Annotated in this window: 10 protein-coding genes; 6 read left to right on the top strand and 4 right to left on the bottom strand. The window is 62.4% G+C overall.

The genetic code is table 11. From position 1 onward, the window contains the following. Positions 1-324 precede the first annotated feature (324 nt). Positions 325-2,052 carry a ShlB/FhaC/HecB family hemolysin secretion/activation protein gene (locus LOY52_RS09755; RefSeq protein WP_258679264.1) on the top strand — a complete coding sequence of 576 codons (1,728 nt, stop codon included), beginning with the start codon at positions 325-327 and terminating at the stop codon, positions 2,050-2,052. A gap of 113 nt (positions 2,053-2,165) precedes the next feature. After that, complete coding sequence (locus tag LOY52_RS09760; RefSeq protein ID WP_258679265.1) at positions 2,166-6,635, top strand: hemagglutinin repeat-containing protein; 4,470 nt, start codon at positions 2,166-2,168, stop codon at positions 6,633-6,635. A gap of 138 nt (positions 6,636-6,773) precedes the next feature. Here the strand turns inward: LOY52_RS09760 and nhaA are convergent, their stop codons facing one another. After that, on the bottom strand, positions 6,774-7,976 hold the full coding sequence (gene nhaA / locus LOY52_RS09765; protein ID WP_258679266.1) for a Na+/H+ antiporter NhaA: 1,203 nt from the start codon (positions 7,974-7,976) through the stop codon (positions 6,774-6,776). Positions 7,977-8,191: 215 nt separating this feature from the next. On the opposite strand from nhaA, the gene LOY52_RS09770 reads away from it, so the two are divergent. The 3 genes from LOY52_RS09770 to LOY52_RS09780 all read left to right on the top strand — a co-directional run bounded on the left by LOY52_RS09770 (position 8,192) and on the right by LOY52_RS09780 (position 12,235). Next, on the top strand, positions 8,192-8,692 hold the full coding sequence (locus LOY52_RS09770) for a sigma-70 family RNA polymerase sigma factor (protein ID WP_258679267.1): 501 nt from the start codon (positions 8,192-8,194) through the stop codon (positions 8,690-8,692). A gap of 37 nt (positions 8,693-8,729) precedes the next feature. Next, positions 8,730-9,713, top strand: coding sequence for a FecR family protein (locus tag LOY52_RS09775; RefSeq protein WP_258679268.1), 984 nt, complete (start codon positions 8,730-8,732; stop codon positions 9,711-9,713). Positions 9,714-9,811: 98 nt separating this feature from the next. Next, positions 9,812-12,235 carry a TonB-dependent receptor gene (locus LOY52_RS09780; protein WP_258679269.1) on the top strand — a complete coding sequence of 808 codons (2,424 nt, stop codon included), beginning with the start codon at positions 9,812-9,814 and terminating at the stop codon, positions 12,233-12,235. A gap of 90 nt (positions 12,236-12,325) precedes the next feature. Here the strand turns inward: LOY52_RS09780 and LOY52_RS09785 are convergent, their stop codons facing one another. Continuing rightward, positions 12,326-13,477, bottom strand: a complete 1,152-nt coding sequence (locus tag LOY52_RS09785; RefSeq protein WP_258679270.1) for an MFS transporter — start codon at positions 13,475-13,477, stop codon at positions 12,326-12,328. Between the two features lie 371 nt (positions 13,478-13,848). Between LOY52_RS09785 and LOY52_RS09790 the strand changes: the two genes are divergently transcribed. Then, the gene (locus LOY52_RS09790; protein WP_258679271.1) at positions 13,849-14,829 is read left to right on the top strand and encodes a diaminopimelate epimerase; all 981 of its coding nucleotides are present in this window, start codon (positions 13,849-13,851) and stop codon (positions 14,827-14,829) included. Positions 14,830-14,955: 126 nt separating this feature from the next. On the opposite strand, the gene LOY52_RS09795 is transcribed toward LOY52_RS09790, so the two are convergent. Next, a complete protein-coding gene (locus LOY52_RS09795) occupies positions 14,956-15,603 on the bottom strand; it encodes a carboxymuconolactone decarboxylase family protein (RefSeq protein WP_258679272.1) in 648 nt (215 codons plus the stop codon). A gap of 118 nt (positions 15,604-15,721) precedes the next feature. Continuing rightward, the gene (codA, locus tag LOY52_RS09800) at positions 15,722-16,957 is read right to left on the bottom strand and encodes a cytosine deaminase (RefSeq protein WP_258679273.1); all 1,236 of its coding nucleotides are present in this window, start codon (positions 16,955-16,957) and stop codon (positions 15,722-15,724) included. Positions 16,958-16,968 lie beyond the last annotated feature (11 nt).

A 16,968-nucleotide genomic window follows, 5' to 3' on the forward strand; every position in this document is an offset into this window, starting at 1 on the left:
CGGGCTGTTATTACGGCCGTAATATGACGCAAGTAATATTTTGTGGCAATTATGTTTTTGTGCCGATCGTCAGTTGCTTACCCGGCCTCGGGGTTTGGAGCGGTTTCGACAAACGACAGTGCCCGTAATACGGGGGCAAATCTTCGAGAACTCGATGAAAGCCCTCGGGGAACCCCTGAGGCGGTGACGTTGAACGCAGTAAAATCAAATGTTTAAGAAATGTAAGCGTTGTAGGAAGCGTCTTGCATTTGTGTAGGAAGGCTCTGACTATCACTCGCATTGATGAGGTGGCATTACGCTACTTTATGATTGCAAGGATGTTGCGTGCCGTATTCGCTTTGCGCTGTTTTCCGTCGTCGTTCCACGCTTTGCCCGCTGTTGTCGGCCTTTGTGTTGAGTGTGTGTGCCTCCTCGATTCAAGCGGCTGATCCTGTTGCGCCGGGCCAGGAAGTGCTGCGCCAGCAGCAACAGCAACAGCGCGATCTGCAACAACTGCAGATGGAACAACGCAAGCGCCAACTGGAGCGCGGTGCGTTCGGTCCTGCGCCCGCCACACCAGCTCTCCCGCAAACCGTCACCCCCGATGAACGCTGCTGGCCGCTAAGCGGCACGCGTATCGGCGGCGTCACGCTGATCGACAGCGCCAAGCTCAACGCCCGGATCAACCCGCTGCTGGCGCCGTGCATGGGCGTCGGCCAGATCAACCATCTGCTGGCGACCATCACCGCGATCTACGTCGAGCAGGGCTACATCGCCAGCCGCCCGTACCTGTTGAGCGCGCCAGCGGCGGGGCAGTCGCTGGACATCATGATCGACGAGGGCTACATCGAGTCCATCGAACTGGCCGATCAGAGCCTGCCCGTTTCGCTGGGCGGCGCATTCCCGCACATGCTCGGCCAGCCACTGAACCTGCGCGATCTGGAGCAGGGCCTTGATCAATTGAACCGCTTGCGCTCGATCGACCTGACCGCCGACATCGCCCCCGGCAGCCAGCCCGGCGCGTCGCGAATCATCCTGCGCTCGCGCACGGCCGGGCAGTCGCGCTGGGCGTTGGGCCTGGGCATGGACAACCTCGGCAGCGCCAGCACCGGGCGGGATCGCAATACCGTCAGCCTGAGCTTCGACAGCCCGCTGCAACTCAACGATCTGTTGAGCCTCAGCGCCAGCGATACGTTGAATCAGGGCGATCGCTACAGTCGCAACGCCAGCCTGTATTACGCGATCCCCTACGGCTACTGGACCTACAGCGCGTTCGCCAGCCACGCCGAATATCGCGCGCCGTTCAAACTGCCTAGCGCGACCTTGTACAGCACCGGCATCACCGATCAACTGAGCCTGCGCGCCGACCGCGTGTTGTGGCGCGACCAGAGCCGCCAGCTCAGCGCCAATCTGCAATTGGCGCACAAAGACGTCGACAGCTATCTGGAAAATGTTCGCCTGGGCATTCAAAGCCCGACCCTGACTGTGGCCGAAGCCGGGCTCAATCTGTTCTGGCTCGACCGTGCGGTGTGGAACCTCGACTTCACCTACTCAAAAGGCTTGCGCTGGCTGGGTGCCGATGACGACGCCAATCACGCGGTCAGCAACCTGCCCAAAGCCCAGTTTCGCAAGTACCGCGCGGGCATCAGCCAATGGCGCAATGGCCAGTTCGGCGCGCAAGCGTGGCAGTGGCAGAGCCAGCTCAATCTGCAATACAGCCCCGACCCGTTGCCGGCCATCGAACAGTTGCTCGGCACCGACGATTCGGCGGTGCGCGGTTATCGGGTCAGCAGCGCATCCGGTGCCAGCGGCGCGATCTGGCGTAACACCTTGCGCCTGCCACTGCGCAGCGATTGGCCGCTGCAGATCACCCCGCGTGTGGGCCTGGACAACGGCTGGCTCAAGGCCGATCAGGGTGCCCCGGGCCAACGCCTGAGCGGTGCCAGCGTCGGGCTGAATCTGGGCTGGAAGAATCTGCAAGTGGATGTCGATTACCAACGCGCCCTCAACACCCCCAACGGTTTGCAGCACGAGCCAGAGACCTGGCTGATGCGCGTGGGGTTGCAGATATGAGCACCACCGAGACTCATCAAGCAGTGAACCAACAGCCGTCGGATCTGAGCGCGACAGCCACGGCCAAGACTAAATCGCGCGCCGTGATGCCGTACTTACATGGAGACGTTTTTATGCCAGCACATACCTTTGCATTCCATCTTTCTCCTCGGGGCAAATTGCGCTGGGCGATCGCCAGCCTGTTCTTCGCCGTGCACCTGCCCAGCGCCCTCGCCGGCGGTGTGGTGGTCGCGCCTGGCCCCAGCGGCACCGCGCAATTGCAGACCCAGGGCGGCGTGCCCATCGTCAATATCGTCGCGCCCAACGGCTCCGGCCTGTCGCACAACCAGTTCCTCGACTATAACGTCGACCGTCAGGGCCTGGTGCTGAACAACGCCTTGCAGGCCGGGCAATCGCAGCTCGCCGGGCAGCTGGCGGCCAACCCGCAACTGCAGGGCCAGGCGGCGAGCGTGATCCTCAACGAGGTGATCAGCCGCAACCCTTCGGCGATCAACGGCGCCCAGGAAATCTTCGGCCGCGCGGCCGATTATGTGCTGGCCAACCCCAACGGCATCTCGGTGAACGGCGGCAGCTTCATCAACACGCCGAACGCCAGTCTGCTGGTCGGTCGTCCGGAGTTGAACGACGGCAAACTGCAAGCCTTGAACACCCGCGACGCCAGCGGTCAGTTGCAGATTCAGAGTGGCGGCCTGCGTAATGCCGAGGGTTCGGTCAACTTGATCGCCCCGCGTATCGACAGCCAGGGCCGCATCGATGCCCGCGATCAACTGAACCTCACCGTCGGGCGCAATCAGGTCGATTACGCCAGCGGTCAGGTCAAAGCCGTGGATCCGGCGGGCAACACCCAGGATCAACGCATCGACGCCAGCCTGTTCGGCGCGATGCAGGCCGGGCGCATCAACATCGTCAGCACCGCCGAAGGCGCGGGCGTGCGTGTAGGTGCGGTGCAAGTGGCCGGGCGTGACGGCGTGCAGATCCGTTCGGCTGGCGACTTGAGTGTCAGCGGTGAAGCCAGCCCCAACAGCCTCGAAGTGACCCGTGCCGGCATTCGCAGCAGTCAGGGCAATGTCGGCCTGCACAGCGGCAACGACCTGACGCTGGCCGCTACCGATGTCAGTGCTCGCGACGTCAACGTCAATGCCAAGCGCAACCTGACCTTGAGCACCGTCGAAAGCCGCAAGCTCCAGGAACAGCGCGAAAACTGGAGCAACAGCACCATCGGCATCACTTGGGAAACCTACGACCGCACCCAGACCGACAGTGAAACTCGCCAGCACGGCAGCCAGATCGTCGCCAGCCGTGACGCCAAATTGTTCTCCGGCAAAGACACCGAACTCAAAGCCGCCAAGGTTGAAGCGGCAAAAAACCTCGATGTGCAGAGCGGCGGCGATCTGCGCCTGACCGCAGCTACCGAAAGTCACACCCAGACCGATCAGGGCAACCATCGCAAGCATCTGTGGAAGGCTGACTGGAACAACAGCAGCGAAGAGCAGCGCAGCATCGGCAGCCAGTTGAAGGGCGGCAATATCGCGCTGCAGACCGCCGCGCTGCTGCGTGCCGAAGGTGCCGAACTGAACAGCGCCGGCGATGTGAAACTGGCGGGCAAGCAAGTGGACGTCACCACGGCCACCCGCACCAGTCGCAGCAATAACAACAGTTACTCCGGCGACCTGGTTGGCGGCGGATTCTTCGGCAAGACCGGTGATGCCGACAAGGGCCAGACCCGGCATCAGGGCAGCAAAATCAACGCGGCCGGCAAACTGATCGTCAAGGCTGACGACGTGCGCATCAGCGGCAGCCAGGTGCGTGGCGGCACCGAGGCCAGCGTGATCAGCGATCAGGGTTCGCTGGTGATCGACGGTGTGCAGGACACTTCGCACAGCAACAACCACGACAAGGACAGCAAGTTCTTCGGCATCACCAAGGACGAGTCGCGGCAGAACTCCAGGGACAGCACCACGGTGCGCAGCGAGCTGGTTTCCGACAGCAACCTCAAGCTCAATAGCGCCAAGGACATCGAAGTGGCCGGCTCCACGGTCAAGGCTGGCGGCGCGCTGACGGCGGACGCAGCGGGTGATGTGAACGTGCATTCCACGCACAACAGCCACGACAGCAGCTCGACCACCGAGACCCGTGGCTTCGATGCCTACGCCAAAGAGCAAACGCCGGAGCAATACCGCGCCGGGGTGCACTACGAAGACAAGCAGCAGACCGTCACGCGCAACGACGTCAATCAGCAAGGTTCGAGCCTCAGCGGCGGCAGCGTGCAGGTGAAGGCCGGCGGCGATCTGACGATCAAGGGCGGTGAAGTCAAATCCACTGCTGGCGATACCACGCTGGGCGGCAAGAATGTGTCGTTGCTGGCCGAACAGGACAGCCACAAAACCTCGACCGACACCTCCAGCACCGGCGGCGGTTTCTACTACACCGGCGGCCTCGACCGCGCTGGCAGTGGCGTCGATTTTGCCCACAGCACCACGCAAGACAGCAGCAGCAAAACCACCGCGCAAACCACCCACGTGCAAAGCAGCGGCAGCCTGAACATCAACGCCGACAAGCTGCTGACCGAAGGCGCGCAGGTCAAGGCTGGCAACGGCCTGAACGTCGCCGCCAACGAGGTCGACAACCGCGCCGCCAGCAACACCGAAAGCAGTACGCACAACCAGAGCAACTGGTCGGCGGACATTGGCGCCAACGTCGAATACAAGGACATCGCCCGCCCGATTGCCGGTGCGGTCAAAGATGTGCTCAACGCCAAAGTGCCGGACAAGGAAGCCCTGAGCAATCTCGGCCAGCCGAACGTCGGCCTCGACGTGGCGATCGGTCACGCCAGCGCCGACAAGACCGAGCACAACAGCACCGCCGTGGTCAGCCGTTTCGACGGCGGCAGTGTCGAGGTGAAAACCGCCGGCACCCTGCACGACCAGGGCACTCAGTACAGCGCGAGCAACGGCAAGGTCAACATCAGCGCTGACAAAATGGTTGCCGATGCCGCGAGCAACACTCACAGCAGCAGCGATAACTCAGTCGATGCCAAGGTCGACGTGCGCGTCTACACCAAGACCGGCGAAGACGTGAACGTCGCAGGCAATGGTGCGGGTGGCAACAGCTACAGCAGCAAGGACAGCAGCACCGCAGTGGTCGGCGGTTTTGCCGGCAGCCAAGGCGTGAACATCAAGGTGGGCGGTGACGCGCAATTCGCCGGCAGCCGTTTCGACGGCGGGCAGGGCGGTGTGAGCATCAAGACTGGCGGCGATCTGGCGCTGAACCAGGCCAATGACCGCCAAAGCAGCAGCGACTCCAGCCTGCGCGGCAACGGCTCGCTGACGGTCGGCACCTTGCCGGGCACCGACGGCACCAACGTCAACCTCGGCGCTGGCTTCCAGCTAGACCACACCGGCAAGCAGACCACTGACACTCAGGCCCATGTGGCGAGCGTCAGCGGCAACGGCCCGGTGCAACTGAGCAGCGGCGGCAATCAGGTTCAGCAAGGCACGCAGATCGACAGCGCCGGCGCTATCGATCTGCACGCTGACGGCAAGCTTGATCTGCAAGCGGCCGTTGATACCCACACCGCGACTGGCAGCAATCTCGGCGGCGGTTTGAAGGGTGGCGGCAGCAAATCCAGCAGCGAGAAGAGTCGCGATCAGGGCGGTAATCTGAGCGGTAACTTCAACATTGGTCGGGTCAACGAAAACTCGCAAACCCTGACCGGTGGCCAGCTCAACAGCCAGAGCAACGTCGCCTTGAGCGGTGACGCGGTGCACCTGCAAGGCACGCAAGTCAGCGCGCCGAACGTCAGCATCGATGCGCAGAAGGGCGGTTTGGTTCAGGAATCGGCGCAGTCCACCGAGAGCCGCAACAACTGGAACGTCGCGCTGAATGCCGGCGGCAACCTGAGCAGCAAGACCCCGGCCGCAGCCGATGAAAAGGCCAGCAGTGACCACGGCTTCAACGCCGGGGCCAAGGTCGGCGTCGATTACCTGCAAGGCGCCACCCAGCAGAACAGCCAGATCAAGGCAGACAGCGTGGTGCTCAACAGCGCAGGCGATGCACGGCTGTCGGGCGCGCGGATCGATGCGAACACTGTCAGCGGCAAGGTCGCCGGAGATCTAACCGTCGAAAGCCGCCAGGACTCGACGACCCAAGCCAAGGTCGATGTTGATCTGGGCCTGACGGCGAAGAAAAACCCACCGAGCGACAAGGAAAAACTCGCCGGCACTGACTACAAACCAACGCTGAAAGCGCAGGGCGAATACGCGCACAAGGACAGCGTGGTGCAGGCGTCCGGCATCAGTGGCAATCAGGGTGTGAAGTTGAACGTTGGTGGTGGTACGCAGCTGACCGGCGCGCGGATTTCATCGACGGACGGCAAGGTCGATCTGGGCGCTTCGAAGGTCGTTGGCAGCGATCTGGTCAACCGTGAATATGGGGTGAAAGCCGGACTGGACCTGCCGCAGAAAACCGATGAGAACGCACCCAAGGTGTCGTTCGATAACGGCAATCTGAAAGTCGGTCCGGTGACCCTGAGCGGCAATCTGGACAGCCAGACTCTGCAGGCCGGGATCGACGAAAAAGGCTGAGCAGCACCGCTATAAAAACTGTGGGAGTGAGCCTGCTCGCGATAGCGTCAGTTCAGTCAGCGAAGCTGTTGATTGAACCAGCGCTTTCGCGAGCAGGCTCGCTCCCACATTGTTTTTTATTTCGATGAGACCTTGAGGTCAGTTCGAAGCCTTCGCCTTACCCGCACTCATCAGCACGAACACCGCCAGCAGCGCCGACAGGATCGAACCCAGCAACACGCCGACCTTCACCGAATCGACCAGATGCGGCGCGTCCGGGAAGGCCAGTGCGCCAATGAACAGGCTCATGGTGAAGCCGATCCCGCAGAGCAGGGCGACGCCGTACAGTTGCAGCCAGCTCGCGCCTTGCGGCAGTTGCGCCAGGCCGCTGCGAATCGCCAGGGCACCGAGGCCGAGGATGCCGATCTGCTTGCCGAACAACAGCCCGAGCGCCACGCCCAGCGGTACCGGCTCAAGCAGGTTGCTCGGAGAAATGCCGGTCAGCGACACGCCCGCATTGGCGAAGCCGAAAATCGGCACCACGGCGAACGCCACCCACGGATGCATTTTTTCTTCGAGGTACAGCAGTGGCGAATTGTGCTCGTCTTCCGGGTTACCCAGCGGAATGCACAGGGCCAGAATCACCCCGGCGAGGGTCGCGTGAATCCCCGATTGCAGCATGAAGAACCACAGGAAGGCGCCGGCGAACAGGTACGGCCAAAGCTTTCTGACACCGCAGCGGTTGAGGATCACCAGCAGTGCAATCACGGCCAGCGACGCCAGCAGCATGCTCACCGACAGGCCGCTGGTGTAGAAAATCGCGATGATCACCACCGCCCCCAGATCATCAAGGATGGCCAGCGCCGAGAGAAAGATTTTCAGCGACACGGGCACCCGTTTGCCCAGCAGCGACAGCACGCCCAAGGCAAAAGCAATGTCGGTGGCGGCGGGAATCGCCCAACCGCTGAGGGTCTGCGGATTGCCCCAGTTGATCGCGACGTAGATCAGCGCCGGGACCAGCATCCCGCCCAGCGCGGCGAAGCCCGGCAGGGCGCGCTGACCCCAGGTCGACAACTGACCGGCGAGCATTTCGCGCTTGATCTCCAGGCCCACCAGCATGAAGAAGATCGCCATCAGGCCATCATTCACCCAATGCTCGATCGACAGGCCGGCGACTTTGATGTGCAAGGTCGAGAAGTACGTGGCCGCCCACGGCGAGTTGGCGACCAGCAGCGCGGCCAGGGCAGCGGCCATCAGAATCAGGCCACCGGCGGACTCGGCGGCGAAAAATCGCGAGAGAAAGGCCAGGGCAGAAGGCGACTCCTGGCGGGCAGCCTGCAGGCGTGACGGATCGTGGCTCATAGGCACAGCAACTCCGCGCGGCGGCCCGACCTGCGCTGAATTAAACCTGCCCTGCCGCGTTGTTGCGGTGGCACCCGGGCGGCATTTTACACAATAGGGGGGAGAAGGCGCGGTTTTACTGACGATTACCCTTGAATCGAGCGTTTCCAAGGAATGAATTGCCGGGCTTAATAGGAAGCATTACTATTCACGCCTCTTTCCCCCAGCACGCTGTCATGAACCCCATGCTGCCCCGCAGACCCGGCTTTTTCGAGCATTACGAAGAGTTGATCGGCACCTGGACCCGGCGTCTGCGCAATCGTGCGCAGGCCGAGGATCTGGCGCACGACACCTTTGTGCGGGTGCTCGAATCCGATTCGGCAGCGGTGCAGCAGCCACGGGCGTATTTGCACCAGACCGCACGCAATATTGCGGTCGACGGTTATCGGCGTGAGGATCGGCGGGAAGCCATGGAGTCGCAGGCGATTGATCACAGTGTGTCGTCCACCGGCGACCCGGAGCATTACATGCAGGCGATCCAGTTGGCCGACTCCATCGAACGGGCGCTGCAGGAACTGCCGCTCAACTGCCGGAAGATTTTCGTCTGGCAGAAGATCGAAGGGCTGACCCAGGCGGAAATCGCCGAACGCCTGGGGCTGTCGAGGAACATGGTCGAAAAGTATATGATCCGCACCCTGCGACATCTGCGCGACCGTCTCGACGGCTTGCAGTCATGAGCCGCTGCTTTCAATCCCCAGCCAAACAGGACATTCCATGATGGATACTCGTGATTGCGCGTGCGGGCAAACAACGGTGCGCGATGAAGCGGCACGCTGGTTTGTGCGTCTGCAGGAACCGCTGATCAGCGCCGACGAACAGCAGCGCTTCGACACTTGGCTGAACCAGCATCCGCAACACCGTGACGAGTTCCAGCTGCTGCAAGGCTTGTGGACGGCGGCCGATCTGCTGCCGGCGCCACGCCTCAAGGCCCTCGTCGAAACCCCGCCGGCCCGTCGCGAGCGTCGTCCGCTGCTGCGTTATGCCGTGGCGGCCAGTGTGCTGGCGGTGGCGCTCGGCCTCGGTCTGTTCAGCGGTCTGAATCACCCGGACGGCTACAGCGCCGAGTTCGCGACGGCGCTGGGTGAGCGCAAACATGTGGCGCTGCCGGACGGATCGGTGATCGACCTGAACAGCCGCAGCCGTCTGCAGGTGCGGTTTGAGAAGGATCGGCGGCTCATCGAATTGAGTGAAGGCGAGGCGCTGTTCAGCGTTCAGCACGACACCGCGCGGCCGTTCGTGGTCGAGGCCGGCAGCGGCAAGGTCACGGTCACCGGCACGCGTTTCGATGTGCGCCGCGATGTCACGCAAACCCGGGTCGCGGTGGAGCAGGGCACGGTCAAGGTGCAGGGACGCACTGCGCCGGACGACCAATTCATCAACCTGACCGCGGGCCTCGGCACCCATGTCGATGCCGAGGGTCGCGTCGCCGCCGCATATGCGGTCAATCCCGCCGAACTGACGGCCTGGCGCAGCGGCAAACTGGTGTTCAACAACGCCAGCCTCAGCGAAGTGGCGGCGGAAGTTTCGCGTTATCGCGACAAGCCACTGACGGTCAGCAACCCGGCCGTGGCCAGTCTGCGTCTGACCAGCGTGTTCAAATCCGACAACACCGACGCCTTGCTCAAAGCCTTGCCGAGCATCCTGCCGGTGGCCGTTCGCACCCTGGCCGATGGCAGTCAGGAAATAATTTCAAAATAAAATTCAGGTTTTTTTCGAGTTCATCGTCTTCCTGTTCAACTGCAACTGGTTTGCATTAACAGACGCGCACTCTTGCGATCCACAGGACTACGTTCGACGTGAAAAACACCTCTGCCAACAACAAAAAATCACCTTGGTTGCCGCTGGCCCTGGCGCTGGCGGTCAACGCTGCCATGCCACTGGCGTATGCCGCCGACGCCATTCACATCCGCGCCCAGCCGCTGGGCCAGGCCCTGAGCGAACTGGGCCAGCAAACTTCGCTGCAATTGTTTTTCAGCCCGGATCTGGTCGCCGGCAAACAGGCGCCGGCGATTGACGGCAACCTTTCCCCCGAGCAGGCGCTGCGCCAATTGCTCCAGGGCAGCGGCCTGGACTATCAGATCAACGAAGGCTCGGTGACTTTGGCTCCGGCCGCAACTGCCGCCAGCAATGGCCCGCTGGAACTGGGCGTGACCGACATCAAAGTGGTCGGCGACTGGCTCGGCGACGCCGACGCTGCGGTGGTGCAGAACCACCCGGGCGCACGCACGGTGATCCGCCGCGAAGCCATGGTCGAGCAGGGCGCGATGAACGTCAGTGACGTGCTCAAGCGTGTGCCGGGCGTGCAGGTGCAGGACTCCAACGGCACCGGCGGCAGTGACATTGCGCTGAACGTCGGCGTGCGTGGCCTGACTTCGCGCCTGTCGCCACGCTCCACGGTGCTGATCGATGGCGTGCCAGCCGCGTTCGCTCCGTACGGCCAGCCACAACTGTCGATGGCGCCGATCTCCTCGGGCAACCTCGACAGCATCGACGTGGTACGCGGCGCCGGTTCCGTGCGTTACGGCCCGCAAAACGTCGGCGGGGTGATCAACTTCGTCACCCGCGCCATCCCGGAAAAAGCCACCGGGGAAATCGGCACCACGCTGGAGACCACCCGTTACGGCGGCTGGAAGCACATCGACACGGCGTTTCTCGGCGGCACCGCCGACAACGGCATGGGCGTAGCGCTGTTGTATTCCGGGGTCAACGGCAACGGTTACCGCGAGCGCAACAACGGTAACGACATTGACGACGTGCTGCTCAAGACCCATTGGGCGCCGACCGATCAGGACGATTTCAGCCTCAACTTCCATTACTACGACGCCAGCGCCGACATGCCCGGCGGCCTGACGCAGAAGCAGTACGACGACAAGCCGTACGACTCGGTGCGCGATTACGACAACTTCAGCGGTCGGCGCAAAGACGTGTCGTTCAAGTGGATCCGCCAGATCGACGAGCGCACTCAGGCAGAAATCCTTACTTATTACACCGACAGTTTTCGCGGCAGCACCATCGCCGCCCGCGACCAGAAAACCCTCAGCTCGTACCCGCGTTCCTACTACACCCTGGGTGTCGAGCCGCGTGTGTCGCGGGTGTTTGACGTCGGCCCGACCACGCAGGAAGTCAGCGTCGGTTATCGCTACCTGAAAGAGGCGATGCACGAGCAGTCGAGCCGTCTGGCACTGGTCAACAATCAGCCGGTGGTCACACCGACCTCTGACGGCCATGTATTCCAGGATCGCACCGGTGGCACCGAGGCCAACTCGGTGTATGTCGACAACAAGATCGACGTCGGCAACTGGACCATCACCCCCGGCGTTCGCTTCGAACACATCAGCACCGACTGGCATGACCGCGCCGTGCTCGACACAGCAGGCAAAAGGGTGCCAGAGAAGAACCGCAGCATCGAAAGCAACGAACCGCTGCCAGCGCTGAGCGTGATGTATCACCTGTCGGACGCGTGGAAACTGTTCGCCAACTACGAAACCTCGTTCGGCAGCCTGCAGTATTTCCAGCTCGGCCAGGGCGGCTCGGGTGACCAGACCGCCAACGGCCTGGAGCCGGAAAAAGCCAAGACCTACGAGATCGGTACGCGCTACAACGATGACGTGTGGGGCGGGGAAGTGACGTTGTTCTACATCGACTTCGATGACGAACTGCAATACATCAGCAACGATGTCGGCTGGACCAACCTCGGCGCGACCAAGCACCAGGGCATCGAAGCCTCGGTGCACTACGACATGGCGGCGCTTGATCCGCGTCTCGACGGTCTGACCGCCAACGCCGGTTTCACCTACACCCGCGCCACCTACGAAGGCGAGATTCCGGGCTTCAAGGGCCGTGATCTGCCGTTCTATTCGCGGCAGGTGGCGACCGTGGGCTTGCGCTACGACGTCAATCGCTGGACCTACAACATCGACGGTTTCGCCCAATCGAAACAGCGCTCGCCGGGCACCGGGGTCAACGCCGATGGCAGCTTCAACGGCAATTACATCACCGAAGGCACGGCCGACGGGCAGTACGGTGACATCCCGGGTTACGTGACCTGGAACGTACGCGGCGGGTATGACTTCGGGCCGCAGGTGTCGAACCTGAAGCTCGGCGCCGGGGTGAAAAACATCTTCGACAAGCAGTATTTCACCCGTTCCAGCGACAACAATTCGGGGATGTATGTCGGTGCGCCGCGCACATTCTTTGTGCAGGCCAGCGTCGGGTTTTAAAGCTTAAAGGCAAAAGATCGCAGCCTGCGGCAGCTCCTACAGGAAACGCATTCCAATGTAGGAGCTGCCGCAGGCTGCGATCTTTTTGCTTCAGACTTTCAACACCTTCCCGCCGATGGCGACTGCTACCAACAGCACCGCCATCAACCCGAACGCAAAACTCAAACTGCTGGCATGCGCGACAAAACCGATCACCGCCGGCCCCGCCAGTATTCCCGCGTAACCCAGCGTGGTGATCGCCGGCACCGCGATGCTTTCCGGCATCACGGTCTGCTTGCCCACCGCCGTGTACAGCACCGGCACAATGTTCGAACAACCGGCGCCGACCAGCGCATACCCCAGCAGCGCGGCTTCCCAGCTCGGGGCGAAGGTTGCCAGAAACAGCCCGGCCGCCGCCAACAGCCCGCCGAACAGAATGATCCGCGTGGCGCCGACACTGCGCACAATCCGGTCACCCATCAAGCGTCCCGCCGTCATGGTCAGGGCAAATGCGGCGTAACCCAAGCCCGCATACGCCGTGTCGATCCCGCGTTCCTGCGCAAGGAACACCGCGCTCCAGTCCAGCGCCGCGCCTTCGGTGAGGAACACGATGAAGCACATCCCGCCGATGAACAGCACGATGCCGTGGGGAATGGCGAACGCCGGTCCCGAGCTTTCACTGCCGTACGGCAGCATGTGCGGCACCGCTTTGAACAGCGCACCGATCAACAACGCCACCACTACCAGCATTGCCGCCAGTGGCGTCAGGCCGAGGCCGAGCAGGGCGCTGACGCCTGCCGCGCCGACAATCCCGCCGAGGCTGAACAGGCCATGAAACCCCGACATCATATTTTTGCCGCTGGCCCGCTCGACGATCACCGCTTGCAGGTTGACGGTCGAATCCACCGTGCCCAACCCGGCGCCGAACATGAACAGCGTGGCGATCAGCGCCGGTATCGACGACACCGTCGCCAGCAATGGCAGCGCCGCGCAAATCAGCAGGGTGCCGCCGGTGGCGACTTTGCGGCAGCCGAAGCGCGTGGCGAGAATCCCCGCCAGCGGCATCGCCAGAATCGAACCGACCCCCAGGCACAGCAGCAGAAGGCCCAGCGTACCTTCATCGAGTCCGGCGCGGGCCTTGGCGTACGGCACCAGCGGCGCCCACGCGGCAATGCCGAGGCCGGCGATGAAAAAAGCGATGCGTGTGGACATCTGTTGCAGGCGTCCGGGGACGAAAGTGTCTTGGGGGTTGAGGCTGGTCATATCGATCCTTGGCAAAAAACGTCGCGTCCCCGAATGACAGTGATAGCGCGTCGAGGTTCGATCGCAAGTCTCGGGGCAGGGCAACCGACATCCTAACCTGTGGCAGCGGGCTTGCCCGCGATTGCGGTGGTTCAGGCGATGAATATGGCGACTGACACGCCGCTTTCGCGAGCAAGCTCGCTCCCACATCGGATGACCGGTGTTCACAAATGCCCGTTCTGTGCAGAACCCTGTGGGAGCGGGCTTGCCCGCGATTGCGGTGGTTCAGGCAACGAATATGGCGGCTGACAAACCGCTTTCGCGAGCAGGCTCACTCCTACAGGGGATCGCGGTTTACAGTGATGACTTCGACAAGGTGAGTGAGGCCGGTGATGACGCAGTTCTACGATGCGCGGGGCAATATTTACGGAGTGGTTTCGCCGCAGAGGCTTCGCGAGGCGGGGATCGATCTGCCGAACGATGCCGCGCGGTGTGCTGTGTCGAGACCGGCATGGAGCCACGCAGTCATCGCGCTGTGCTGCGACTGGCCCGAGGGCCAGCGTCCGGCGGGGAGCAAATCCCACCGCAGCGACGGCCTGTTGATCGGCCCGTTCCAGGCAGCGCCGCCGTTCGATGTGCTCATCGTCAACACCGACGGCACCTTGGCCGAACGCAGCGGCAATGGCCTGACGATTTTTTCCCAGTCGTTGCTGGAGCAGGGGCTGATGCCGGCGCAAGGCGCATTGCTGAGGGTGCATCACGACAAGGGTGACGTCGTGGAAACTTCGGTGAAACCAGCCGCAGTCGAAGGCGTCAACGGCTTCTGGCTCGACCTCGGTCAACCGGGTTTCGGGCCTTCAGCGGTGGCCGCTCAAGATGTTGAAAGCCGCGAGTTCAATGATCATGAGGTGAGCCACGTAACACCCTTGGCGCAGCTCGATCCCGCTTGGCAGCACAGCCAGTTTGTGCGCATCGGCAACCCGCATTGTGTGACGTTGTTGAGCGACGTCGCCGAGCTGCCGAGCAACTCACAAATGCGCGAATCGCCCTGGGCTGAAGGCCTGACCCGGATCGCCTATGCCATGCCGACGGGCGCCGGATTGCCATGCCCGGCGGGCGTCAATCTGCAATGGGCCGCGCTTGAGTCAGCGCAGCACATCGTTGCCCGAGTATTCGAGCGTGGCGAAGGGCCGACGGCGTCCTCCGGCACCAGCGCCAGCGCGGTGGCGTGTGCCGCATGGGCGGTGGGTTGGGTGGCGAGTGGGGGGGTGCACGTCGTCATGCCCGGCGGCACCGCGCCGATTTTGCTCGAAGAAATCGACGGAGAGTTGGTGCGGGTCAGCTTGTTCGGTGCGGCGCGGTCGATGGGCTGAGTTCTGAATCGTCATCGCTGGCAAGCCAGGCGCCCACATTGGATTCAGGTGGACACGAATAATGTTTCCCCACAAAACCCTGTGGGAGCCTGGCTTGCCAGCGATGAGGCCCGCAGAGCGACCCTGTCAATGAGCCTTGAACAGCGTCACCGACACCACTTGATCACCCTGCACCGCCAGCCAGAGCAGTGCACTTGGCGAAAGCTCATCCTCGAAACATTCAGCAATTACCGTGTGCGCCGACCTAGCCAGTAGCGCCAGCCTTTGCGCATGTTTCAACTGGCGCTTTACCGCGCCACTCACAGGAATCGGTGCATGCCCGGCGCGCACTTGTTCACAGAAGGCCTGTGCGACTTCACGGGGTGTCGGTGGGGGCGGTGAGGTCAGGCCGGCTTCGTCGAACAGCCGGTTGAGTTGCTCCGCTGCGCTGACCGCCCGAGGAAAACCGGCAAATGCCGAGGCCTGCAATAACACTTCGGTCATTTCACCGGGCGCCAGCCCCGAGGCCAGTCCCGTCTTGAGGTGCACACTCAGCGGCGGACCGACCATCCCCGAGGCGACGATGGCGGCAAACGATACTGCTTCACGCAAACGCGGGTCGAGGCCGGGGCGCGCATGCAAATGCCCGTAAACCACACCGACCGCCAACTCGCCCAACGCGGGCACGGTGTGAAACAGCGCATCGAGACGAGCGCCGCCATCGGGTACAAGTTCGGTAAAGATATGACGGCCTTCGTGGTACAGCGTGGCCATGGGCGAAGGTTTGTGGTTCATGGAGAAATCCTCAAGCCAATGAGGATGGCGGTTGATCAACTACGCACGAACTTCAGCATGAAAAAGCGTCCATCGAGGTGGGGGAAATCGACGTCACCGCGACGCCGATCTGATTACCTTAGACGAACTCCACCAAAGGCATCGTGCGCTGCATCAACACCTTGCCGCCACGAATCGAATACAGCGGCAGGCCCTGGCTGCGAATAACCTCGTAATCGCTGTCCGCCGACAGAATCAGCAAGTTCGCCGGACGCCCCTGTTCCAGACCATAACGCTCACCCAGGTGCATGGCCTTGGCGCTGTTGTCGGTGACAAGGTCCAGCGCGTTCTGCAGGTTGCGATAACCGAGCATGTGGCAGATGTGCAACCCGGCTTCGAGCACGCGCAGGATGTTGCCGTTGCCCAGCGGATACCACGGATCGACGATCGAATCCTGGCCAAAACAAACGTTCATCCCGGCTTCAAGCAATTCATTCACGCGGGTCACGCCACGGCGTTTCGGGAAGTTGTCGAAACGTCCCTGCAGGTGAATGCTTTCGGTCGGGCACGAGACGAAACTGATCCCGGAATGCCCGAGCAGGCGGAACAGTTTGGCGCAGTAAGCGTTGTCGTAAGAACCCATTGCCGTGGTGTGGCTGGCGGTGACCCGCGCACCCATGTCGCGGCTGCGCGCCTCTTCGGCGAGCACCTCAAGAAAGCGCGAGTGCGGGTCGTCGGTCTCGTCGCAGTGCACGTCAACCAGGCAGCCGGTGCGCTCGGCCAGATCCATCAGAAACTTCACCGAACTGACGCCCTGATCACGGGTGTACTCGAAATGCGGAATGCCGCCGACCACATCGGCACCCATGCGAATTGCTTCTTCCATCAGCTCGCGACCGTTGCGGTACGACTCGATGCCTTCCTGCGGGAACGCGACGATTTGCAGGTCGATCAGCTGCCGGGATTCTTCGCGGACTTCGAGCATCGCCTTGAGTGCGGTGAGTTGCGGATCAGTGACGTCGACGTGGGTGCGCACGTGCTGGATGCCGTGGGCGGCCAAGGCCTGGATGGTCTTTTTGGCGCGGGTCTTGGTGTCTTCTTCGGTGATGGTGACTTTGCGCTCACCCCAGCACTCGATGCCCTCGAACAGCGTGCCGCTCATGTTCCAGCGCGGCTCGCCAGCGGTCAGCGTGGCGTCGAGGTGGATGTGCGGCTCGACGAAGGGCGGCACCACCAGATTGCCGCCGGCGTCGAGGTCGCCGGGGTTGAGGGTCGGGGCTTCGGTCTGGCGACCGATGCTGCGGATCAGACCGTCTTCCAGGTGCAATTCGTGCAAACCTTCCTGGTTGCGCAGTCGGGCGTTGATGATGTGCATCAGGCGAATCC

The sequence above is a fragment of the Pseudomonas sp. B21-051 genome, assembly GCF_024748795.1.
Taxonomy (GTDB): Bacteria; Pseudomonadota; Gammaproteobacteria; order Pseudomonadales; family Pseudomonadaceae; genus Aquipseudomonas; species Aquipseudomonas putida_A.